The organism is Variovorax sp. DXTD-1, assembly GCF_003984625.1.
GTDB lineage: Bacteria > Pseudomonadota > Gammaproteobacteria > Burkholderiales > Burkholderiaceae_C > Variovorax.
This window is the reverse complement of the sequence record NZ_RWKH01000011.1, coordinates 47,532-69,219: the sequence shown is the minus strand read 5'-3', so window position 1 is coordinate 69,219 and position 21,688 is coordinate 47,532. Positions and strand designations below refer to the sequence as shown.

Here is a 21,688-nt window from a genome sequence, read left to right as displayed (position 1 = left end):
TCACCGCTGCACCGTGGCGAAAATCGACCTCTCAGATCGACCCAGGATCGACGATCGCGGCCCAGGGAATGGTTTGACCACCCCTGCAAATGTGCCCAAGAGAGCGCAATTCGAGTTTTTCAACAGAATCGGCCGATTTTTGACCTTGACGGCGTACTACGCGGGGCACGCAGTCGCTCTTTCCGCAGAAATGGTCTCGCGCCCTGGAGTCACTTTGTAGAGGACCAGGTTCGCCTTCCCACGGTGAACGGCCCAGGCCATCCATTCGGTGGCGGGGCCCTTCTCAAACTCGCTCGAATAGGCAAAACGTACCTGATTGGGGAAGCACGATGCCGCAGCCTGTCGTGTGCTTTTCAGAGGGCCCAAATTTTCCGTGGCCGTCTGCGCGGCCGAGACGAATTGTGCAAGGGTCATTGCCTGCTGTAACTCGGGCGCACCAAGAGCGTAAATGCCCTCATAGTCGCCTCTGGCGTATAGAGCGCGAAACTTCGCGACGGCGGCCTCCGCCGCAGCTCTATCTTTCGTAAAGGAGCCAAATTCAACGTCGCAGCCGGCGACGCATAGAACAAGCGCCATTGCGAAGCGCAACGATGATTTCACCAAAATTGGCCTCCAGGCTGATGCAATGTGGCACGTGCGCGCGGATGTTATCGATCGACTCTAGTCATCGTCTGAGCAGCGTCAGCACGCTTCGTCAGTAAAACTGGAAGACCGCAACGAACTTCCGGTCTTGGCCGCATTCTGCCTTTCCTGCTGAGGCTACAGCGGTTGTCGAGGGCCGGACGGCTACTTGGAGCTTCCACGATCTATGAGGTCCTATGCAAGGCCAGCAATCCAACCGATGCCCACCAACCATGTCCCGGCCTGAACTGTGTCGACGTCAACTGGCGCGGCCCAATGGACCACCACCGCGAGTGCCAAGCCGACAGCGGCGCCGAGACAAGACCATGGGGAGACGAGCGCGCCAAGCATTTGAGACGTATAGGCGAATGTCTGCTTCTGGCCGATTCTGTTGAAAAACTCGAATTGCGCTCTCTTGGGCACATTTGCAGGGGTGGTCAAACCATTCCCTGGGCCGCGATCGTCGATCCTGGGTCGATCTGAGAGGTCGATTTTCGCCACGGTGCAGCGGTGAACGCTGCGACCGAGTTTTTCAACAGAATCGGCCGACTGCAGCCGGTCGCTTGCGAGCGGCAACTCTTGGCTATGGAGGCGAGGTGTGTCTGCACAGCAAATTCGGTCAAGACGCGAAGCCATCCCTTTGACATGATCCAGCCATGAACAGCACGGCACCACCAGTCCTCGACCCGCTCTCGAGCGTCGCTGTCTGGATTGAGCAGCAGCTCGACCAGTCGTTGACTCTGGAATTGGTCGCGGCGCAGGTTGGCCTGTCGCCGTATCACTTCTCACGGCTGTTCACCGCACGCATGGGCCGCAGCGTCATGGCCTATGTGCGCGGCCGCAGACTCGTGCGCGGGGCCCGACGGCTCTGCGATGAGCCAGACCTGAAGCTCGTCGATCTTGCGTTCGACTGCGGATTTGAATCCCAGGAGGCGTTCACGCGCGCGTTCAAGCGCCTGTTCGGCGTCTCCCCGGGCCGGTTCCGCAGCGGATTCGCGGTCGAACCCATTGAAGGCCAATATCCTATGAACCTCACTCCTGCACAGAATACATCCGTCTCTCGTTTGCCCGAGCTCGTAGCGATGCCCGCTTTCCGCGTCGCCGGCCCTTCGCGCCGCTTCGACGAGGCTACCAAGTCGGAGATCCCGCAGTTGTGGTCCGCGTTGATCGGTGCGCTGCCATTCGCAGGCCAGGTCCAGAGCTGGGCGACCTATGGTGTTGTCTCCATTGCTGACAAGGCCGAGGGCTGTTTTCAGTACATGGCAGGTGTCGGTGTCGAATCCACCTGCGTGCCGCCGTCCAATTTCTCGACGATGGAGATCCCGGCCGCAACCTACGTCGTGTTCCGAATCACCCTCAATGGCACGGCGCTGCAACCGCAGGTCAAGGAGGCTCTGGCATCCATATGGGGCGAGTTGATCCCGACCTCGGACTTGAAGGTCGCCGACGGTCCCGACTTTGAGCTCTATGACGGCCGTTTCGATCCGCAGCAGCCAGGAGCATTTATCGATTTCCACGTTCCCGTGGAGGCCTGAATTGAGAAAGGCGGCGAGTGTCCGCTGCTGGCCGACTTGTAGTCTCGCGACAGGTCAGCGCACAGCGGCGCTGCTAGGGAACAAGCGGAGAAAGGGCACAGCCGCATCGGATGGCACTTTCGCCGCGGGCCGCGACCACCCTTGGAAGGTGAGGCTGCGCCGGGCGGGGCAGAAGACCTCAGGCAGCCGGCTCCTTTGTCACGAGCCAGATGCCACCGCAGACTAGCACCGTGGCCGCCGCGTAGCGCCAGTCCAAGAGGCTCTCATGCAGGAAGAGGCTCGACAAGGCCACACCGAAGACCGGCACCATAAAGTTGAAGGCCGTAATCATGCTCACGCGGTTGTATTTGAGCAGCAGGCTCCAGATGGAGATCGCCAGTGAGGACAGTACAGCCATGTACACCAGCAGCGCCGTCGAGGCGGGAGTGAAGCCCGAAAGATGGCCACCGCTCGCGTATCCGCCCACCAGCAGTGCGGCACCGCCAATTGAAAGCTGCAATCCCGTCATCACGATCGGATCGATGCCCTGGGAGATGCGCTTGCCGTAGATGCTCGCAGCGGCCAGAACCAAAGCCGCAATGACCACGAAGCCTTCGCCGAGCAACGTGAATTCGAAGGACGGGATGCCGCCCAAGCCTGACCCGAGGTTAACCACCATCACGCCCGCGAAACCCGCGATGCACCCCACCACCTTGTTGAAGCTCAGTCGATCGTTGTGGAAGATGAAGTGCGCCAGCAGCACGCTGAAGAAGGTGCCGGTGGCGTTCATGATCGAACTCTTCACCCCGCTGGTGTACGCCAGGCCGACGTAGAAGAACACGTATTGAAGCGTCGTCTGCGTCAGGCCCAGTAGCGAGATCTGCGTCCACTCCCGCCGCGTGAAGCCTCGCACCGCCTGGCCACTGGCCACGGCGTAGACGAGCAGGAGCAGGCCTGCGACCAGGAAGCGCCAGCCTGCGAAGACGAGCTTGGAGGGCACGTCGGCAGGGGCAATGCCGAACAACGCATATCCGCCCTTGATGGCCGGATACGAACTGCCCCAGAGCACGCAGCACAGAAGGGCGAGGAAAAAAACGACTCTGCGGTTCGTCAAAAAGGGATGGGCGGGGTTGGCAGGGTGCATGAACAGGCAAAAGGGATCACGGAGTGCGAGCGGTGCGTAGCCGTAGTAGTCGGCGGACGCCAGACCGCGTGTCGAAACGCGTCTGCGAAAGATGGAGCGCTTGCGTACAAGCCCTCGATTGTCTCCCGGGGCAATGCTGCGGCGCATGGGCGGTCAACAACACATGGCCCGCGAGGCAGGGTAAAAATTCAAGAGACAGTGAGAACTGACTCATGCGGACTTTTGCCTGCCGTCGATTACCCGCGCAGCAGCTGCGTCGCCGTGTGGATCAACAGCCCCACCAGCCCGCCCACCAGCGTGCCGTTGATGCGAATGAACTGCAGGTCGCGGCCGATGTTGCGTTCGAGCTCCACGGTCATTTCGTCCGCATTCCATTCGGCGACCCGCTCTTCGATGTAGCGCCGGATGTCTTCGCGGTAGCGTTCGATGGCCAGCGGCGCTGCGGCTTCTATCTGCTCGTTGATCCAGCGGCGGATCGCTTCGTCGGCCTGCAGGCGCGCGCCCAGCGCGCCGGCCATCGACGCGATGCGGCGGCGGATCGTCGAATCGCCCCGGCCCAGGTCGTCGTGCAGCCACGCGAGCAGCTCGCCCCACAACCCATGCAGGTAGTCGCCCAGCGCGGGGTGGGCCATCAGCTCGGCGCGGATCTGTTCACCGCGCTGCTGGAACTCGGGGTCGAGCTTGAGCCGCACCACGAAGTCGTCGACAAAGTGGTCGAAGCGCTTGCGCATCGGGTGGCCCGGTTCGGCCGCCAGCTCGGCAATGGTGCGCGCCACGGCCGCCACGATCTTGCGCGTGGCGAGCTTGGCCGCGACCTGGTCGAGCCCCACGTAGCGCAGCGTTCTTATCTCTCGCGCAATGGCTTCGGTGATGTGCGCCTGAATCTCTTCGCCTTCGAGCAGGCCGGCCACCTGCTGCAGCACATCGTCGAGCAGGGCCTGGTGGCGCCCGCCCGCGGTGAGTGCGTCCAGCGCCTGGCCGGTCAGGCGCGAGAGGTCGATCTTCTCGAGACCGGCCGCGGCGGCGCGGCCCATGAAGGCGCGAACCCGCTCGTCGTCGAATGCCGAGAGGCCGTAGCGCGTGGCCGCCACGCCCCATTCGCCCAGCTTCTCGCCGCTGGCGGGGCGCGCCAGCCAGTCGGCAATGCGGCCGGCCGCGTCGAATGCCCGCAGCTTGGCCAGCACCTGCTCGGTGCCGAGAAAGTTGTTGCAGATGAAGCCGGCCAGCTTGGCGCCGATGCGGTCCTTGTTGCTCGGGATGATGGCCGTGTGCGGAATCGGCAAACCCAGCGGATGGCGGAACAGTGCCACCACCGCGAACCAGTCGGCAATGGCGCCAACCATCGCGGCCTCTGCAAAGGCGGCCACGTAGCCCCAGGCCGCGTGCTCGCCGTGCAGCGCGCTGGCCAGCGCATACAGCAGCGCCGCGGCGCACAGCAGGCCCAGCGCGACGCGCTTCATGCGTTGCAGCGCGCCGCTGCCGTGGTGGTCTTCAGCCAATGGTGGGCGTGGCCGCAAGGCGTTCCATGAACAGTTCGCAGCGCGCCAGCTGCTCCAGGCTCACGAACTCGTCGGGCTGGTGCGCCTGGTTGATGCTGCCCGGGCCGCACACCACGGTGGGGATGCCGGCGTTCTTGAAAAGGCCCGCTTCGGTGCCGAAGGCCACCAGCGTGGTGCGCTCTTCGCCCGCCAGGCGCTGGGCAAGCAGCGTGATGGGGTCGTCGGCCGCACCAAGAAAGCTCGGGATCTCGCAGATCGTTTCGAACCTGAAGCCCGCATCCGGCGCCACCTTCTTCATCGCGGGCTCGATGCTCGCGGCATAGGCCAGCACGTCGGCCTGCATGCGCTTCGCATCGGCCGTGGGAAGGTCTCGGAACTCGTAGCGGAACTCGGCGTCGCGCGGCACCACGTTGTCGGCAATGCCGCCGTGGAACTGCCCCACGCTCGCGGTGCTGAAGGGCACGTCGAAGCCTTCGTAGCGCGGCTCGCTGCGCTCGAAGCCCTCGGCCATGTCGCGCACCTTGCCCACCACGCGGGCCGCCATCTCGATGGCGTTGACCGAGTGCGGCGTGAGCGACGAATGCGCCTCCTTGCCGCGCACGCAGCACTTGTAGCGGTACACGCCCTTGTGCGCGATGGCCGGCACCATGCTGGTGGGTTCGCCCACGATGCAGGCGAGCGGCTTGATGTTGGCGTCGCGCATGTCGGCAATGAGTTCCTTCACGCCGAAACAGCCTATTTCTTCTTCATAGCTGAAGGCGAAGTGCACCGCGTAAGGCGAGTCGCTTTCCAGGAAGCGCTTGGCGTTGGCAAGGGCGATGGCAATGAAGCTCTTCATGTCCGCCGAGCCGCGGCCGTAGAGGCGCTCGTTCTGCACCACGGCGGAGAGCGGGTCTACGCTCCATTCCTGCCCATCCCAGGGCACCGTGTCGGTGTGGCCCGAAACGATGACGCCGGCCGGCTTGCCTTCGCCGAGCGTGGCGAACAGGTTGGCCTTGGTGCGTTCGGCGTTGTAGGTGATGCGGCTTTTGACGCCCAGCGCGGCCAGGTGGCTCTGGGCGAGGTCGATCAGTTCGAGGTTGCTGTTCGCGCTGATGGTGTTCATGCGCACGAGCGCCTGGGCCAGGGCGAGGCTTTGAGGGGAAAGCGTATGGAGCATGCAACAGATTGTCCAAGAAGTCGGCGCTGCGCGCCGCGGTTGCCGGCGCTGTCATGCGAAGCGGGTACCCTGCGCCTCTTTTGGATGGAGAAAAAGACGATGCGCAACCTTCAGCTGGCTCTCTCTGCAACCGCGGCGCTCTGCCTTGCCGCCTGCGGTACCACCGGCCCCGCCGGTTCGTCCGGAAAGCTGCTGACGCTCGACGGCCAGCCGCCGCTGGTCATTGCGCACCGCGGTGCCTCGGGGTACCTGCCCGAGCAGACGCTCGAAGCCTATGCGCGCGCCATCGAACTGGGCGCCGACGTGATCGAGATGGACCTGGTCTCCACCAAGGACGGCGTGCTCATCGCCCGCCACGACCCCAACCTGGCCATCAGCACCGACGTGGCCAAGCACCCGCGTTTCGCCTCGCGCAAGAAGACCATCAAGATCGACGGGGAAACCCAGAGCGGCTGGTTCAGCAACGACTTCACGCTGGCCGAAATCAAGATGCTGGGCGGTATTTCGACCGACCCCGAGCGCCCGCAGGAATTCAACGGCAAGTTCAAGGTCCCGACCTTCCAGGAGATCATCGATTTCGCCAAGGCCAAGTCGAAGGAAACCGGCCGCACCATCGCGATCTATCCCGAGACCAAGAACCCGACCTACTTCCGCGACCTGGGGCTGCCGATGGAAGACAAGGTCATCGCCGCCATCAACGCCGCAGGCTGGAACAGCAAGACCGCGCCCATCTACGTGCAGTCGTTCGAGCCGGGCAGCCTCAAGTACATGAAAGCCAAGGGCCTGAACACTCGGCTCATCCAGCTGATCGACGGCGACGGCATCGACATGAAGACCGGCGCCATGACCTACGCCGTGCCGGTCGACCGCCCCTACGAATGGACCAAGGCGGGCGACAAGCGCAACTTCGACGTGATGGTCACGCCCGCCGGACTGGCCGAAATCAAGACCTATGCCGACGGCATCGGCCCGTGGAAGCGCTACATCGTGAGCATCAAGGGCAGCATCGGTTCCGACGGCAAGCCGCTCGACGTCAACAAGGACGGCAAGATCAACGATGCCGATGCGACGTCGATTTCGCCCACCACGCTGGTGGCCGATGCCCACAAGGCGGGCTTGTTCGTGCACCCGTTCACCTTCCGCAACGAGTCGCGCCGCCTGGCCGCCGACTACAACAAGGATGGCAAGAACGAGTACGCCATCTATTACAAGCTCGGCGTGGACGGCGTGTTCACCGATTTCACGGACACCGCCGTGGCCGCCCGTGCCGAGTACCTGAAGAGCCTCGGCCGCTGATCGGTTTCCTGAACGCAGCCTGAGGGTTTGCCCGGCACGGTCTTTGCGGGGATTTCCGCAAAGCCTAGACTGTGCCCCATGAAACTCATCGATTCGCTCGTCACGCAGGCGGCGGGTATCGCCGCCGTGCGGCGTGACCTTCACGCCCATCCCGAACTCTGCTTCGAAGAAGTCCGCACCGCCGATGTGGTGGCAGGCAAGCTCACGGAATGGGGCATTCCCATTCACCGGGGCCTGGGCACCACCGGGGTGGTGGGCATCGTCAAGAACGGCACCAGCAACCGCGCCATTGGCCTGCGCGCCGACATGGACGCGCTGCCGGTCACCGAGCTCAACACCTTCGCCCATGCCAGCAAGCACCACGGCAAGATGCACGCCTGCGGGCACGACGGCCACACCGCCATGCTGCTGGCCGCGGCGCAGCACCTGGCAAAGAACCGCAATTTCGACGGCACGGTGTACCTGATCTTCCAGCCGGCCGAAGAGGGCGGCGGCGGCGCGCGCGAAATGATCAAGGAAGGGCTCTTCGAGCAGTTCCCCATGGACGCCGTGTTCGGCATGCACAACTGGCCCGGCATGAAGGCCGGCCAGTTCGCGGTGAGCCCGGGGCCGGTGATGGCGTCGGGCAACAAGTTCTATGTGAACGTGATCGGCAAGGGCGGCCATGCCGCGCTGCCGCAGACCGGCATCGACCCGGTGCCGATCGCCTGCGAGATCGTCCAGGCCTTCCAGACCATTCTCACGCGCAAGATGAAGCCGACCGATTCGGCCGTGATCTCGGTTACCACCATCCACGCGGGCGAGGCCAACAACGTGATTCCCGACAACTGCGAGTTGACGGGCACCGTGCGCACCTTCTCCATCGAGGTGCTCGACATGATCGAAGCGCGCATGAAGAAGATTGCCGAGAACATCTGCGCGGCGCACGACGCCACCTGCGACTTCCGCTTCGAGCGCTACTACCCGCCCACCATCAACACCGAGGCCGAGGCCCACTTTGCCCGCCGCGTGATGGGCGAGATCGTGGGCGCCGAGAACGTGTTGCGGCAGGAACCCGCCATGACCTCGGAAGACTTCGCCTTCATGCTGCAGGCCAAGCCGGGCGCCTATGCCTTCATCGGCAACGGCGACGGTTCGCACCGCGACGTGCACCATGGCGAAGGGCCGTGCACGCTGCACAACGCGAGCTACGACTTCAACGACGACCTCATTCCCCTGGGCGCCACCTGCTGGGTGCAACTGGCCGAGCAGTTCCTGAAGCCCGGAGGAAACGTATCTTGATCGGCATCGGGGAGGCGTTTTCGCCGCGCTACGCCCAGGCGCGCCAGAAATTCCTGCAGGCCTGCGTGAGCGCGGGCCTCACAGTCGAGCCGCATGCGCATCCGGACAAGGGGCAGGACGGCGAAGAGCTTTCGATGGACGTGGCGCTCGACGGCGATGCGAATGCGGAGCGCCTGCTGATCGTCTCCAGCGCCTGCCATGGCGTGGAGGGTCATTGCGGCAGCGGCGTGCAGGTGTTCGCTCTGCACGACGCCGAATGGCGCGAGAAAGCCAAGGCGCAGGGTGTTTCGGTGCTGTACGTGCACGCGCTCAACCCGCACGGCTTTTCATACGGGCGGCGCGTCACGCAAGAGAACGTCGACCTGAACCGCAATTTCGTCGATTTCTCGCAGCCGCTGCCCGTTAACCAAGCCTATGCCAAGCTGCATCCGCTGTTGTTGCCCGACGCGTGGCCGCCCACGCCCGAGAACCAGGCCGCAGTCGATCAATGGATCGAGAAGCATGGCGTCGCTGCGTTCCAGGCGGCCGTCACCGGCGGTCAATACCAGTTCTACGACGGGCTGTTCTTCGGCGGCAAGGCGCAAACCTGGAGCAACAAGACGCTGCGCAACGTGCTGCGCCGCCATGCGGCCGGCACACGCCGGCTGGGCTGGATCGACCTGCACACCGGGCTCGGGCCGAACGGCATCGGCGAACGCATCTTCGCGGGACGGGACGACAAGGCGGCCTACGCGCGCGCCAACGCCTGGTGGGGCGCGCCTGCGGCGCCGGTGACGTCGATCTACGACGGCTCGTCGACCTCGGCGCTGCTGAGCGGCCTCATCAGCGAAGCGGTGTACCAGGAATGCCCGCAGGCCGAATACACCGGCATTGCGCTCGAATACGGCACGCTGCCGATGCTCGACGTTCTGGGCGCGCTGCGCGCCGACCACTGGCTGCACAAGCACCCTGAAGCGCCGGCCGACTTGGCCGACGGCATTCGCGCGCGAATGCGCGATGCCTTCTATACCGACACCGACGCCTGGCGCGGCCAGATCGTCAGCCAGGCCCGCCAGGCCATGTTCCAGGCGGTGGACGGCTTGAGCGGCTGACGCAAGAAGAGGGGCGCAATGCCCCTGCGGTCAGGTCCTGATCTTGCCGTCCCCGGTGATCATCGACAGCTCGACAAACTTCGAGCCCACGTGGTTCTTGGGCGAGAACGACACCTCGAAGCCGCCGAACTGCTGGCGGTCGATGCTCTCCAGCCCCGCAATGAGGCCGTCGCGCGAGGCCTTGCCTGGCGCCCGGCGCAGGCCTTCGGTCAGCACCTTGGCCGCAAGGTAGCCTTCCATGCTCGAGAAATTGGCGCTCGCCGCGGCACCGGCTTTTTTCACAGCATCGCTGAACTCGCGCGTGATTGCGTTGGCGGGGTTGTAGGGCGAAGGCACCACCTGCGTCACCATCACGCCCGCGCCGCCCTTGCCCAGCTCGTCGGCCAGCGCCTGGGTACCCACGAAAGACACATTGAAGAAGGTGCCGCCGTAGCCGGCCTTGCGGGCCTCGCGAATGAAGGCCGCGCATGCCTTGTAGGCGCCGACCTGAACCACGGCGTCGGGGCGCGCCGCCACGATGCTCTTCACGGCCGAGGCCACGTCGACCGAGTTGCGCTCCACCGTGGCCAACGCCACCGGCTTGAGGTCCTGCTGCGACAGCGCCAGGGTCACGCCGTCGAGCCCGGCCTTGCCGTAGGCGTCGTTCTGGTAGAAGACAGCGATCTTCTTCAGGTGCAGGTGGGTGAGCTGCTTCACGATGAGCGCGGTCTCGTCGTTGTACGAGGCGCGCAGGTGGAACACGTTCTTCTGGAACGGTTCGCGCAGCGACATGGCGCCGGTGAACGGCGCGATGAAGGGCACCTTGTCCTTCACCGCGAGCGGTAGCGCCGCCATGCTGGTGGGCGTGCCGATGTAGCCGAACAGCGCGAACACGTCTTCATCGATCAGCTTTTGCGTGTTGGCGGCGCAGCGGTCGGGCTCGTAGCCGTCGTCCAGGTTCTTGATCACCACCTGGCGGCGGCCGGGCTGGGCGTTGTACTGGTCCAGGAACAGCTTGGCGCCCTGGTGAAACTGAATGCCGAGCTGCGCGGCCGGGCCGGTGAAGGGTGCCGATTGGCCCAGCACCAGCGGCGTGTCGCCCTGTGCCCTGGCCAACTGGAAACCACCCAGCGCTGCCGCGCCGGTGGCCAGGGAAAAATGTCTGCGATTGATCATGGTGAAAACCTCTTTTGCGCATTGCAGCGCACTATCTGGAAAACTTAGACTTGCCGGATGAACGATGCCCCGGTCTCTACAACAGCTGTTCTCCCCACCGAAACGTCCATGGTCCTGGGCGCCTGCCCGCACGACTGTCCGGACACCTGCGCGCTGGTCACTACCGTCAGGGACGGTGTGGCCGTAAAGCTACAGGGCAATCCGGCCCATTCGCACACCGGCGGCGTCCTTTGCACCAAGGTTTCACGCTACATCGAGCGCAACGACCATGCCGAGCGGCTCGTGCAGCCCATGAAACGCACCGGCCCCAAGGGCAGCGGCCAGTTCGAACCCATAAGCTGGGACGCCGCTCTTGACGACATCGCCGCGCATCTCCGTGCATTGCAGACAGATCCGGAAACAATTGTGCCTTATAGTTACGCAGGCACCATGGGTCTTGTGCAGGGCGAGTCCATGGACCGTCGTTTTTTCCACAAGCTGGGCGCGACGCTGCTGGACCGCACGATCTGTTCCATGGCCGGCGGCGAGGCGATGGTCTACACCCTGGGCGCCAAGATCGGCATGCGGATCGAGTTTTTCGCCGAGGCCAAGCTGATCCTGATCTGGGGCAGCAACTCCATTGCCAGCAACCTGCACTTCTGGCGCCATGCCCAGGCCGCCCGGCGCGCCGGGGCACGGCTGGTGTGCATCGACCCGCGCAAGACCGAAACCGCCGACAAATGCGACGAGCACATCGCCTTGCTGCCCGGCACCGACGCCGCGCTGGCCCTGGCGCTGATGCACGAACTCATCGTGCACGACTGGCTCGACCACGACTACATCGAAAACCACACGCTCGGCTGGGAGCAGTTGCGCGAGCGTGCATTGCAATGGCCGCCGTCGCGCGCCGCCGCCGTGTGCGGCGTGCCCGAGGCGCAGATCGTGGCGCTGGCGCAGGCCTACGGCACCACCAAGCCCGCCGCCATTCGCCTGAACTACGGCATGCAGCGCGTGCGCGGCGGCGGCAACGCGGCGCGCGCCATCGCCTGCCTGCCCGCGCTGGTGGGCGCCTGGCGCGACCGCGCGGGCGGGCTTCTGCTGAGCAGTTCGGGCCACTTCCCGGCCGATCGCGCCGCGCTGCAGCGGCCCGACCTGCTCGCCGGGCGCCGGCCGCGCACCGTCAACATGAGCACCATCGGCGACGCGCTGCTCGACGAAGCCAAGCCGGTAAAGGCCATCGTGGTCTACAACAGCAACCCGGTCGCGGTGGCGCCTGAATCGGGCAAGGTGGTTGCCGGCTTCGCGCGAGAAGACCTCTTTACGGTGGTGCTGGAGCAGTTCCAGACCGACACCGCCGACTACGCCGATTACCTGCTGCCCGCCACCACCCAGCTCGAGCACTGGGACATCCACTGCAGCTACGGCCACACCGACGTACTGCTGAACCGCCCTGCGGTGGCGCCGCGCGGCGAGGCGCGCAGCAATGCCTGGATCTTCCGTGAGCTGGCGCGCCGCATGGGCTTCGATGAGCCCTGCTTCTCCGAAGACGACAAGACGCTGTGCCGCACCGCCTTTGCGCCCGGCGCCATCGACTACGAACAGTTGCTGGCGCAGGGTTTCACCAGCCTGCCGTTGCCCGAAGCGCCTTTTGCCGACGGCAAGTTTCCAACGCCTTCGGGCCGCTGCGAATTCTTCAGCGCACGGCTTCAGGCGCAGGGCATGGACGGGCTGCCCGACCACGTGCCCAACTACGAGCCGGCGGGCGGCTCGGCCGAATTTCCGTTGGCAATGATCTCGCCGCCGGCGCGCAATTTTCTCAATTCGACCTTCGTCAACGTGACGAGCCTGCGCGCCATCGAAGGCGAGCCGCTGCTCGAGATCCACGAGGCGGATGCCGCCGCTCGCGGCATCGAGAACGGCGCCACGGTGCGCGTGTTCAACAGCCGCGGCGAGCACCGCTGCCGCGCCGAAGTCTCGCGCCGCGCGCGGCCCGGCGTGGTGCACGGCATGGGCATCTGGTGGCGCAAGCTCGGCATGGACGGCACCAACGTCAACCAGCTCACCAGCCAGCGCCTGACCGACATCGGCCGCGGCCCGACCTTCTACGACTGCCTGGTCGAAGTGGAGCGTATTGCTCCCTCTCCCTCCGGGAAAGGGTTGGGGTGAGGGCTGCCCCCGCATTCGCGCTCGCCGGCGCGCTGCTGTTGCTCGGCGGCTGCGCCGACCTCGGCTACTACTGGCAGTCGGCCAGCGGCCACATCGGCATCATGCGGGCCGCCAGGCCGGTGCCCGAGTGGCTGGCCGACCCGGCGGTTTCCGAGCCGCTGAAAGCCAAGCTCGAACTCGCGCAGCGCATCCGCCGCTTTGCCGTGACTGAACTGGCGCTGCCCGACAACCCGAGCTACACCTCGTACGCCGACCTGCGCCGCCGCGCGGCGGTATGGAACGTGGTGGCCGCGCCGCCGTATTCGCTCACGCTCAAGAACTGGTGCTTCCCGGTGGCCGGCTGCGTGGGCTATCGCGGCTACTACGACGAGGCCGCGGCCAAGGCCGAAGCCGAGGCGCAGAGCGCGAAGGGCCTGGAGACCGCCGTCTACCCCGTGCCGGCGTATTCCACGCTGGGCTGGATGAACTGGGCCGGTGGCGATCCGCTGCTTTCCACCTTCATCGGCTATCCCGAAGGCGAGCTGGCGCGCATCGTGTTCCACGAACTCGCGCACCAGGTGCTCTACGTGCCCGGCGACACGGTCTTCAACGAGTCGTACGCCACGGCGGTGGAGCGCATCGGCGGCGCCCTGTGGCTGCAGCGCGAGGCCAGCGACGCCGCGCGCAGCGAATATGCGCGCTTCGATGCGCAGCGCCAGCAGTTCCGTGCGCTGGCCCTCAATACGCGCCGAGCGCTCAGCCAGGTATATGAATCCGCGCAGGCCAAGGCCGGCGACTGGACGGCGGTCGACGCCATGAAGAAGGCGGCGATGGACGACTTTCGCGAGCGCTACGCCCGGCTGCGCGCAGAATGGCTGGGCCCGCGCCAGGGTGCCTACGACCTCTGGGTGGCACGCGCCAACAACGCGACCTTTGCAGCCCAGGGTGCTTACGACGACCTGGTTCCGGGCTTCGAGGCGCTGTTCGAACGCGAGGGCCGCAACTGGCCGCGCTTCTACAAGGAGGTGCGCCGCATTGCCGCGCTGCCGACGATGGATGAGCGGCGCCGCGCGTTGCAAACGGCCACCGGTATCCTGCAGACGAAGAATTCCATCCACAAGAAACAAGACAACCACGGAGATCACGGTGCCTGACATCCATATCGAACGAAACCACGCGCTGGGCATTACCGGCGCACGCGAAGTCGCACGCCAATGGATGCAGCAGGTCGAGCAGGACTACGGCCTGGAATGCACCTATACCGAGGGCGAGACCAGCGACGTTGCGCAGTTCAGCAGAGCCGGCATCGACGGCACCGTGGAGGTCACGGCCGACACCTTGACGCTGGAGGCCACGCTGGGTTTTCTGTTCAGCAGCTTCAGCGACCAGATCGAGCAGAAAATTGCGAAGAATCTCGACGCGCTGCTCGATGCGCCGGGCGGCAAAAGCCGCTTTGCCTGACGACTCTTCGCCGCAGCAGCTTCAGACGATGGTGTAGCCGCCGTCCACCGGCAGCGCCGCACCGCTGATCATCGAAGCGCCGCCCGAGAGCAGAAACAAGATCGGCGCCACCACTTCGTCGACCTGCGCAAACCGCCCGAGCGGAATGTTCCTGAGCGCAGCCGCGCTCTTTGCGGGATCAGCCCAAGCCTGTTCGGCCATGGGCGTGAGCGTGACGGTCGGGTTCACGCTGTTCACGCGAATGCCGTGCGGCCCGAATTCAAGGCACAGCGAACGCGTGATCGCGTCCATGGCGGCCTTCGACGCACAGTAGCAAAGGTGCGCATCGAGTGCGACCAGCGAAGCCTGGCTCGACACATTGACGATGCTGCCGCGCACGCCGGCCGAGACCATCGCCTTGCCGCAGCGCGAGGCCACCAGCGCCGCGGCGCGCGCGTTGACGGCCATCACGGCATCGAAGTTTTTAGGCTGAAAGTCGAACGCCGATTCGAGCAATGCGATGCCGGCGCAGTTCACCACGAGGTCGAAGGCCGGCAAGTCTGCGAGTTCTCGTTCCAGTGCGGCCGCATCTTCGACATCGATTACCAGTGGGGTGCAACCGGCTTCTGTTTGCAGGGCGTCGAGTGCTGTGGCGTTGCGGCCCACGGCCGTTACCGATGCGCCTGATTGCGCGAGCCGAACTGCGACCGCGCGGCCGATGCCGCTGCTGGCACCGGTGACGAGCGCGCGTTTGGCGGAAAAGTCGAAAGAGGTTTTCATGTCGGTTGTTTACTGTGGTGGCATGGCGTGCGCTGGAATGCATTCGGGGCGTGTGCAAAGGCCACCGGGTACTCCCCTCCGCGAATGTCCCCCGGCTTCGCCTCCTCCTTTATTTCGCTGCGGGGAGCACCCGATGCCCTGTGCACCTGGGCACGCTGTGGGTGTACCGCTGATCAACAACCGCTCTGTGCAACGCTCACGTCGATGGGGTGCCTTGCGCAGCGAAATAAAGGAGGAGGCCGCAGGCCGGGGGACATTCGCGGAGCAAGGTACCCCGTCGGCGGGAGCGCGCCCTGAATGCCCATGCTCCCCAGCGCAACGAACCGAAGAGCAAGGTTTCATGTCAGCCCATGCATCGCATCACGCAATGCGGGATAAAGAGATTTGTAGATATCGAAGCGCTTGCGATAGATAGCCTGCGCTTCAGGTTGCGGCCGCGCGCGTTCCACCAACGTGACCCAGCCGCGCTCCGCAGCCGCCGCATCCACCAGGCCCGCACCAAGCGCCGCGAGCATTGCAGCACCGAGGGCCGCCTCGACGTCTTCCTCGATGGTGAACACCGGGTAGCCCGTGATGTCCGCGACGATCTGCATCCAGAGGTCCGAATGCGCGGCGCCACCGACCACGATCAGCCGGTCGTCCAGCGGTTGCCCGCTTTGCCGGCCCGCCTCGATGTTGTGCTGCAGCGCGAAGCTCACGCCTTCGAGCACCGCGCGATACAGGTGCGCGCGGCTGTGCGCGAGAGAGAGGCCGATGAACGCGCCCTTGGCCTGCGCGTCCCAGATCGGGCTGCGTTCGCCCATCATGTAGGGCAGGAAGACCAGGCCTTCCGCACCGGGCGGCACGTCGACGGCCTTGCGCTCGATGAGCGCGTGCGCGTCTTCGCCGGTGCGTGCGGCCTCGGCCATCTCGGCCTGGCAGAAGGTCTCGCGAAACCACGTCACGGCCGCACCTGCGGTGATGGCGCCACCGAACACATAGCTGCGGTCCACGCCGCGGTACACATGGGGCATGGTGATGAGCTTGTGGCGCGCATCCGCCGTGGGACTCACAAAGCCCCAGCACATGCTGGTGCCGATCATCGCGACGTGGTCGCCGCTGCCAGTCACGCCGGCGCAGAAGGTGGCCACGGCCGCATCCACGCCGCCCGCCATCAGCGGCATGCCTTCGGCGAGGCCGAGCTTCGCGGCCCACTCGGCATTCAGGCCGCCGACCACATCGCTCGATTCGACCAGGCGCGGCGGCATCATGCGCGCCGGAATGCCGAGCATGCCGAGCGCCTCATGGCACCAGCGGCGCTGCGCCGCGTCGTACACACCGCCGATGTTGCCGGCCGAGCTGTGGTCGACCGCGAGCTCACCCGTGAGGCGCCAGTTGACATAGCTGTTGGGCGGCAGGAAGTAGCGCGTCTTTGCCCACACCTCGGGCAGGTGCTCGCGAATCCACAGCATCTTGGTGAAGCCGTAGTAGCTGTCGACGCCGTTGCCGGTGATGGCCTGCAAGCGCGCCACGTCGACGGACGCATTCACCGCATCGACCTCCGCCGTGGCGCGGCGGTCCATCCAGATCAGGCACGGGTGCAACGGCTGCATTGCCTTGTCGACCGGGATGCCCGCGCCGCCGTAGAGGCTGCTCACGCACATCGCCGCGATATCGGATGGCGCGGCGCCGCTCTTCGCGACGCAGGCGCGCACGCTCTCGCAGACCGCATCGAACCACACTTCGCAGTCTTGCTGGGCCCACAGCGGCTTCGGCGTCTCCGGCTGGTAGGCCACGCTGCTTTGCGAAAGCACCCTGCCGTCGATACCCACCAGCAGGCACTTGGTGCTCTGCGTGCCGATGTCGACGCCGATCACGTACTTCATGGCAACACCGTCTTTCAGGACCTGGGCTGCGGCTTGAGCAGCACCTTGATCGAATCGAGGGAGTTGGCCAGTTTGAAGGCTCGCTCCCACTCGGTCAACGGAAAGTCGTGCGTCACGATGCCCTTGGACGTGACGAGCCCGCGCGCCAGCAGGTCGATGGCAATCGGGTAGCAGTAGGGGCCCAGGTGCGCGCCGCGCACGTCGAGCTCCTTGCGGTCGCCGATGATCGACCAGTCGGCACTCGTCTCCGAGCCGAACACGCTGAACTCGACGAAGCGGCCGAGCTTGCGGATCATGTCCAGCCCCTGCGTCACGCCGATGGGCGCGCCCGTGGTCTCGATGTACACGTCGCAGCCATAGCCCTCGGTCAGGCCCTTGACGATCGCATCGGCGTTCTCGATCTTCGGGTTGATCGTCACGTCGGCACCGAACTGCTTCGCAAGTGCGAGCCGCTCGGGCACAAGGTCGATCACGATCAGCTTCTTCGGCGTCTTGAGTGCCGCGGCCTGCACCATCATCAGGCCCAGTGGCCCGGCGCCCGCGATCACCACCACATCGTCGAGCTGAATGTCGCCGCGGTTCACCGTGTGGATCGCGCACGAGAGCGGCTCGATGATGGCCGCGTCTTCCAGCGAAATGCCGTCGGGAATCTTGTGCACGCGCGAGGTCGGCGGCAGCCGCATGTAGTCGGCCATGCCGCCGTCGGCCACGATGCGCTGGAAGCCGAAGATGTTGTGCACCTCGCACATCCAGTACTTGCCCGATGTGCAGAAGCGGCATTTGTCGCAAGGCACGATCTGCTCTGCGATCACGCGGTCGCCTTTCTCCACGCCGAAGTGCTCGGCGGCGCCTTCGCCGAGTGCTTCGACATGGCCGAAAAACTCGTGCCCCGGGATCACGGGTGCCTTGACCCACGACGGCTGGCCGTCGCCGCCCCAGAACATCTTTGCGCCCGAGTGGCACTTGCAGTCCGAGGCGCAGATGCCGCAGGCCGCGATGGAGATGAGCAATTCGTTCCGGCCGATGGCGGGCATCGGCACGGACTCGAGCCGGTAGTCCTTCGGGCCGTGGCAGACGACGGCCTGCATGGCGGCGAGTTCGCCGATGGCGCCCGATGCGCCGGGCTGGAGCTTTTGATAAGACATGGGTTCCTTGTGATCAGGGGAATGTGAAGGGAGGGAGGAGGGTCAGCGTTTGGCTTCTCGGCTGATGAAGATCGCCAAGAGCACGATCCCGCCCTTGATGATCAATTGCAGGTACGGCGAAACGCCGATCATGTTGAGACCGTTGTTCAGCACGCCCAGCAAGAGCGCGCCGACCAGCGTGCCCACGATGGCGCCGCGCCCGCCGGCGATGGACGTGCCGCCCATCACCACCGCCGCGATAGCGTCGAGCTCGAAGCCCACGCCCACGCCGGGTTGCCCGCTCGTGACGCGCGCCGCCTGCACGATGCCGGCGACCGCTGCGGTGAAACCGCTCAGCGCATACACGAGCAGCTTGTAGCGCGACACGCGCACGCCGGAGAGCCGCGTCGCTTCCTCATTGCCGCCGATGGCATACACATAGCGGCCGAACGGCGCCATGTTGAGCAGTACATACGCCACGAGGTACGTGGCCAGCATGATGAGGATCGGCACCTTTATTCCCGCCAGCACGCCGCCGCCGAGAAAGGCGAACGACTCCGGCAACCCGTCGATCGGATAGCCGCCGGTGTAGATCAGCGCAATGCCGCGTGCAATGCCCATCGTGGCCAGCGTCACGATGATCGGCGGCATACGCAGGTAAGCCACGCAATAGCCGTTGAAGAGGCCGATCACCACGCCGACAGACAGACCGAGTGGCACTGCAAGCATTGGTGGCAGCCCGAACTGCACCATCATTCCCGAGGCCAGCGTGCCCGACAGCGCCACCACTGCACCCACCGAAAGATCGATGCCGCCGGTGAGGATGGCGGCGGTCATGCCGACGGCGATGATCGCGTTGATCGACGACTGCAGCGCAATGTTCTGCAGGTTGCCCCAGGAGAGAAAGTTGTCGGTCGCGACGATCATGAAGACCGAGATCGCGACGAGACCGACCAGCGGCAGAAAGGCCGTGGAGCGGCGCAGCTGGGTGAAGAACCCGCCTGCGGGTGCGGGCGGTGTGGGGTGGATGGCGGTTGCATTCATTGCGGGCCCCCTGTCGTTGCGTGGCGCATGATGTCGCCGGAGTTGATGGAGTCACCCTCGAGCGTGGCTACGATGGACCCGCCCGAAAACACAGCGACGCGGTCGCACATGCCCACGATCTCTGGCAGCTCGCTCGAAATCATGATGATCGACTTGCCCTGCTGCGTAAGCTCACGCATCAGGCTGTAGATCTCCGCCTTGGCACCCACGTCGATGCCGCGCGTGGGCTCATCGAAGATCAGTACTTCGCAATCGTGGTCGAGCCAGCGTGCGATCACCACCTTCTGCTGGTTGCCGCCCGACAACGTCGCCACGCGCGTCTCGACGCTGGGTGCCTTCACACCCACACGCTTCGAGAGCTCGGCGGCCGACTGCTTCTCCGACTTCTGGCTCACCAGCCCCGCGCTCTTGTGCTTGCGCAGGTTGTTCATCGAGATGTTGAAGCGGATCGTGAAGTCGGTGATCAGCCCCTCGACCTTTCGGCTCTCGGGCAGCAGGCCGATGCCGTTCTCCAGCGCCTGCGTCGGGTCGTTCAGGCGCACCGGCTTGCCGTTGCGCAGCACCGTCTTGCGGTGCACGCGGTCGGCGCCCATCATGCCCAGCGCGAGCTCGGTGCGGCCCGAGCCCACGAGCCCCGCAAAGCCGAGGATCTCGCCTTCATGCAGTTCGAAACTGTTGACCGGCCCGCCCTTGGCGAGCTGGATCTCGGGCACTTCGAGCACCTTGCGCCCGCGCGGCGCGGGCTGCGGCTTGGCCGGAAAGTTGTGCTCGATCTTGCGCCCGACCATCATCTCGACCAGCGCATTCACATCGGTCGCGCCCACCTCCGCGTGCCCCGCATTGGCGCCGTCGCGCAGCACGCTGATGCGGTCGCACACCTCGAAGATTTCGTCCAGATGGTGCGAGATGAAGATCATTGCCACGCCCTTGGCACGCAGCTCGCGCATGATCTTGAACAGGTGCCCGGCCTCGTTGGGCGTGAGCGTGGCGGTTGGTTCGTCGAGCACCAGCAGCCGCGCATTCAGCGACAGCGCCTTGCCGATTTCCACGAACTGCTGCTGCGCCACCGAGAGCCGGCAGATCGGCACGCCGAGGTCGATCTGCACACCCAGTTCCTCGAAGATCGCCTGCGCTGAGCGCTTCATGGCGGCCCTGTCGAGCAGCCCGAACCGGTTCTTCAGATAGCGGGCGAGAAAAATGTTCTCCACCGCGTTCAGATACGGAATGAGGCTGAACTCCTGGAAGATGATGCCGACGCCCGCCGCGATCGCGTCGCTGTAGCCCGCGAACTCGCGCTCGCGGCCCTCGATGAAGATGCGGCCATCGTCGGCCTGGTAGATGCCGCCGAGGATCTTCATCAGCGTCGACTTGCCCGCGCCGTTCTCGCCGAGCAGCGCGTGCACCTCGCCCTTGCGGATCGAAAGGTCGATGCCCGAGAGCGCCCTCACGCCGGGGAAGCTCTTCGAGACGCCCTCGAGCCGGAGCATCTCGGCGGTGTCGTTCGTGGTCACGGCAGGGGCTCGGTGTTACCAGGTGAAGGTCTTCGCGCCTTCGGCGTCGATCAGCTTCACATCCACCGGCACCGCGGCCGGCACGTTCGCGCCCCATTTCTTGGCCAGCGCAATGCCGATGGCCAGGCGGATCTGGTCGCGCGGGTACTGCGCCGTGGTGGCAATGAACTTCGAGTTCGGCTTCTGCATCGCCTTGATGGCTTCGGGCGCGCCGTCCACGCTCGCGAGCTTCACGTCCTTGCCGCTGGCCTCGATGGCGGCCAGCGCGCCCATCGAGCCGCCGTCGTTCACGCTGAAGATGCCCTTCAGGCCCTTGTTGGCCTGCAGGATGTTCTCGGTCACGGTGAGCGCGGTGGCGCGTTCCTGCTTGCCGTTCTGCGTGCTCACCACCTTGATGCCGGGGTACTTGGCGAGCGCTTCGCGGCAGCCTTTCACGCGCTCCAGGATCGGCACGACCGGAATGCCGTCGAGAATGGCCACATCGCCTTTTTCGCCGATGTTCTTCGCAAGGTATTCGCAGGCGAGGCGGCCCGCGTCGGTGTTCTTCGAGCCCACGAACGAATCGACCGGCCCCTGTGCGTTGGCATCCACCGCCACCACGATCACGCCCGCCTTCTTGGCCGAGCGCACCGCCGACTGCACGCCGGTGGAGTCGGTCGGGTTCAGCAGCAGGATGTCGATCTTCTTCTGGATCATGTCTTCCACGTCGCCGATCTGCTTGGCCACGTCGTGCCGCGCATCGGTGGTGACCACGGTCGCGCCGATGCTCGCCGCGGCTTCTTCGAGCGCCTGCTTCATCGTCACGAAATACGGGTTGTTCAGTTCCTGGAAAGTCATGCCGATGCGCAGCGGCTGCTTGGGCGCTTGCGCCTGCGCGGCGGAGGCGCCGCAGACCAATGCGGCAACGACGGCGGTGGCTTTGAGAAGGTTCTTCATGGCGGCTGTGTCTCCTGGGTTTATGACTGTCGAGAAAAAACGCGGGCAAAGGCTCGCCCCGCACGGCGCCCGAAGCGCCGCGCCGGTGACGGCACGGGGAAAAT

18 protein-coding genes are annotated in these 21,688 nt (G+C 65.2%); 7 read left to right on the top strand and 11 right to left on the bottom strand.

Features of this window, described 5'->3' with window-relative positions; all coding sequences use genetic code 11:
- Positions 1-816: 816 nt before the first annotated feature.
- On the bottom strand, positions 817-1,197 hold the full coding sequence (locus tag EJI00_RS12305; RefSeq protein ID WP_126747795.1) for a hypothetical protein: 381 nt from the start codon (positions 1,195-1,197) through the stop codon (positions 817-819).
- A gap of 80 nt (positions 1,198-1,277) precedes the next feature.
- Between EJI00_RS12305 and EJI00_RS12300 the strand changes: the two genes are divergently transcribed.
- Positions 1,278-2,156: an AraC family transcriptional regulator gene (locus EJI00_RS12300; RefSeq protein ID WP_126747794.1), complete on the top strand. Its 879-nt coding sequence runs from the start codon at positions 1,278-1,280 to the stop codon at positions 2,154-2,156.
- 178 nt (positions 2,157-2,334) lie between these two features.
- Here the strand turns inward: EJI00_RS12300 and EJI00_RS12295 are convergent, their stop codons facing one another.
- From EJI00_RS12295 to argE, 3 genes are all read right to left on the bottom strand, one after another.
- A complete protein-coding gene (locus EJI00_RS12295; protein ID WP_126747896.1) occupies positions 2,335-3,279 on the bottom strand; it encodes a DMT family transporter in 945 nt (314 codons plus the stop codon).
- 236 nt (positions 3,280-3,515) lie between these two features.
- A complete protein-coding gene (locus EJI00_RS12290) occupies positions 3,516-4,778 on the bottom strand; it encodes a DUF445 domain-containing protein (RefSeq protein WP_260590703.1) in 1,263 nt (420 codons plus the stop codon).
- Positions 4,771-5,937, bottom strand: coding sequence for an acetylornithine deacetylase (argE, locus tag EJI00_RS12285; RefSeq protein ID WP_126747793.1), 1,167 nt, complete (start codon positions 5,935-5,937; stop codon positions 4,771-4,773). Before argE ends, EJI00_RS12290 begins: the two co-directional genes overlap by 8 nt.
- 99 nt (positions 5,938-6,036) lie before the next feature.
- Between argE and EJI00_RS12280 the strand changes: the two genes are divergently transcribed.
- From EJI00_RS12280 to EJI00_RS12270, 3 genes are all read left to right on the top strand, one after another.
- Complete coding sequence (locus EJI00_RS12280) at positions 6,037-7,233, top strand: glycerophosphodiester phosphodiesterase (protein WP_126747792.1); 1,197 nt, start codon at positions 6,037-6,039, stop codon at positions 7,231-7,233.
- Positions 7,234-7,311: 78 nt separating this feature from the next.
- Entirely contained in the window at positions 7,312-8,514 is a 1,203-nt protein-coding gene (locus EJI00_RS12275; protein ID WP_126747791.1) for a M20 aminoacylase family protein, read from the top strand.
- Positions 8,511-9,605, top strand: a complete 1,095-nt coding sequence (locus EJI00_RS12270; RefSeq protein WP_126747790.1) for a M14 family metallopeptidase — start codon at positions 8,511-8,513, stop codon at positions 9,603-9,605. The genes EJI00_RS12275 and EJI00_RS12270 overlap by 4 nt, the downstream gene beginning before the upstream one ends.
- A 30-nt stretch (positions 9,606-9,635) precedes the next feature.
- Here the strand turns inward: EJI00_RS12270 and EJI00_RS12265 are convergent, their stop codons facing one another.
- The gene (locus EJI00_RS12265; protein ID WP_126747789.1) at positions 9,636-10,760 is read right to left on the bottom strand and encodes an ABC transporter substrate-binding protein; all 1,125 of its coding nucleotides are present in this window, start codon (positions 10,758-10,760) and stop codon (positions 9,636-9,638) included.
- Positions 10,761-10,817: 57 nt separating this feature from the next.
- On the opposite strand from EJI00_RS12265, the gene EJI00_RS12260 reads away from it, so the two are divergent.
- The 3 genes from EJI00_RS12260 to EJI00_RS12250 are packed head-to-tail and all read left to right on the top strand — an operon-like array spanning position 10,818 to position 14,345.
- Positions 10,818-12,905, top strand: coding sequence for a molybdopterin-dependent oxidoreductase (locus EJI00_RS12260; RefSeq protein ID WP_126747788.1), 2,088 nt, complete (start codon positions 10,818-10,820; stop codon positions 12,903-12,905).
- Positions 12,902-14,038, top strand: a complete 1,137-nt coding sequence (locus EJI00_RS12255; RefSeq protein WP_126747787.1) for an aminopeptidase — start codon at positions 12,902-12,904, stop codon at positions 14,036-14,038. The genes EJI00_RS12260 and EJI00_RS12255 overlap by 4 nt, the downstream gene beginning before the upstream one ends.
- Entirely contained in the window at positions 14,031-14,345 is a 315-nt protein-coding gene (locus EJI00_RS12250; RefSeq protein ID WP_126747786.1) for a polyhydroxyalkanoic acid system family protein, read from the top strand. The genes EJI00_RS12255 and EJI00_RS12250 overlap by 8 nt, the downstream gene beginning before the upstream one ends.
- A 21-nt stretch (positions 14,346-14,366) precedes the next feature.
- Here the strand turns inward: EJI00_RS12250 and EJI00_RS12245 are convergent, their stop codons facing one another.
- From EJI00_RS12245 to EJI00_RS12220, 6 genes are all read right to left on the bottom strand, one after another.
- The gene (locus tag EJI00_RS12245) at positions 14,367-15,104 is read right to left on the bottom strand and encodes an SDR family oxidoreductase (RefSeq protein WP_126747785.1); all 738 of its coding nucleotides are present in this window, start codon (positions 15,102-15,104) and stop codon (positions 14,367-14,369) included.
- A 338-nt stretch (positions 15,105-15,442) separates the two neighbouring features.
- Positions 15,443-16,969: an FGGY-family carbohydrate kinase gene (locus EJI00_RS12240; RefSeq protein ID WP_126747784.1), complete on the bottom strand. Its 1,527-nt coding sequence runs from the start codon at positions 16,967-16,969 to the stop codon at positions 15,443-15,445.
- 14 nt (positions 16,970-16,983) lie between these two features.
- Complete coding sequence (locus EJI00_RS12235) at positions 16,984-18,114, bottom strand: alcohol dehydrogenase catalytic domain-containing protein (protein ID WP_126747783.1); 1,131 nt, start codon at positions 18,112-18,114, stop codon at positions 16,984-16,986.
- A 42-nt stretch (positions 18,115-18,156) separates the two neighbouring features.
- Positions 18,157-19,137, bottom strand: a complete 981-nt coding sequence (locus EJI00_RS12230) for an ABC transporter permease (RefSeq protein ID WP_126747782.1) — start codon at positions 19,135-19,137, stop codon at positions 18,157-18,159.
- A complete protein-coding gene (locus EJI00_RS12225; protein ID WP_126747894.1) occupies positions 19,134-20,624 on the bottom strand; it encodes a sugar ABC transporter ATP-binding protein in 1,491 nt (496 codons plus the stop codon). Before EJI00_RS12225 ends, EJI00_RS12230 begins: the two co-directional genes overlap by 4 nt.
- A 39-nt stretch (positions 20,625-20,663) precedes the next feature.
- Positions 20,664-21,584 carry an ABC transporter substrate-binding protein gene (locus tag EJI00_RS12220; protein ID WP_126747781.1) on the bottom strand — a complete coding sequence of 307 codons (921 nt, stop codon included), beginning with the start codon at positions 21,582-21,584 and terminating at the stop codon, positions 20,664-20,666.
- Positions 21,585-21,688 lie beyond the last annotated feature (104 nt).